Source organism: Rhizobium sp. P1_E6 (genome assembly GCF_056405875.1).
Map to the genome: position 1 here is coordinate 1 of NZ_JBFUBG010000275.1, position 1,370 is coordinate 1,370.

General features: G+C 62.2%; 2 protein-coding genes. Both read right to left on the bottom strand.

The features are described from left to right. Positions 1–171: 171 nt before the first annotated feature. Entirely contained in the window at positions 172–471 is a 300-nt protein-coding gene (locus AC1D35_RS36170; RefSeq protein WP_477942828.1) for a putative quinol monooxygenase, read from the bottom strand. Between the two features lie 49 nt (positions 472–520). Next, positions 521–1,159 carry an RraA family protein gene (locus tag AC1D35_RS36175; RefSeq protein WP_113335206.1) on the bottom strand — a complete coding sequence of 213 codons (639 nt, stop codon included), beginning with the start codon at positions 1,157–1,159 and terminating at the stop codon, positions 521–523. Positions 1,160–1,370 lie beyond the last annotated feature (211 nt).

Sequence of the window (1,370 nt, forward strand, 5' to 3'; positions counted from 1 at the left end):
GTCCAGCCCGCTGTGGCGCGGGGTTTCACCTGAATGTCGCAGCCTGTTGGACCGCGAGATCCTCTGCGCCGCCCGCGTCAGCCCCTTCGCATGCAGCATCTGAACGGGCGCTCCAGCCAATTGCGGAAACGCGCTGGCTTACCGGACCGTGGCGCGCCTCAGCATTCGGGCTCATGCCGGCCCGCCGTCGAGCTTCTGCAAGGCAATGACCTCCGCGCTGTCAACCAGCGCCGGGATCTCAGCCAGTATCGCTTTGATATGCGGAGCCGCCGCATGCTTCTCCAAAAGTGCGCGGCTCTCCCATTCTTCGGTCCAGACGAAGCGACGAGGATTGTYGAGATCGCGGTTGAGCTGATAGCTGATACAGCCTTCCTCAGTCAGCGTCGTGGCGATCACCGACCGGAAGAGGGCCTCGAGCTTGTCTTCCGCTCCAGGTTTGGCGACAAAGATTGCAACGGTAGGCGTCGTCATTGGCAGTTCCTTCATGCTGAGAATTCACCGGCTGGCATTTCAAGGCGTGTCAGGATCGGGCGTAGGTTCCTTCGTATCGACCTTCGCGGATCGTCTTTATCATTTGCTCTTCACGCGCTATCTGGGCCTGTACGGATGCCAGAAGTGTCGCCGCGTTGTCGGCAGGGAACGAAACCAGGCCGTCCTCGTCGCCGACAACGATATCGCCGGGCGAAATCACACAGCCGCCGATCGATACAGGGACGTTGATTTCGCCGGGGCCGTTCTTGTAGGGACCGCGATGTGTGACGGCGCGCGCGTAGCAGGGGAAATCGGATGTGGCGAAAGCAGCGACATCCCGGATTGCGCCATCAATGACGAACCCCTCTGCCTTACGCCACTCGGCGATCTCCTTCATGATCTCGCCGACAAGCGCACGTGTCTCGTCGCCACCGCCATCCACCACGATGACATCGCCTGGCCCGACCATCTCGAGCGCCTGATGGATCGCGAGATTGTCGCCCGGTCGCGTGCGGACGGTAAACGCCGTGCCGACCAGCTTGGCGCCGCGATGAAACGCCCGCAACCCGACCGAACCGGGCAGTCGGCCGAGATTATCGGAAATCACGGCGGTGGGTGCGTTCCGGAAGCCTTCGATCAAATCTGCCGGGGGCTTGGGTACGGATACCGCGGCAATGGTGACACTCATGGGATCAGATCCTCCAAGTATTTCGGGGCGCAACGCCCGAGGTCGCGCAGCGCGAAAGCATGCCGCCACGAACGCGCGGCCGACGCATCGTTAGGGTTCGAACCGTCCGGCCGCTTTACGATGGATGCGGCCGGACCGATAAGATCAGTCGAGGGCCTACCAACCCTCGAGAACGATCTTGCCGCGCGACTTGCCGCTCTCCAGCAACGCA

Excerpts from the sequence above, each read along its gene's own strand:
- AC1D35_RS36175 (WP_113335206.1), bottom strand. The coding sequence starts at position 1,159 with ATGAGTGTCACCATTGCCGCGGTATCCGTACCCAAGCCCCCGGCAGAT.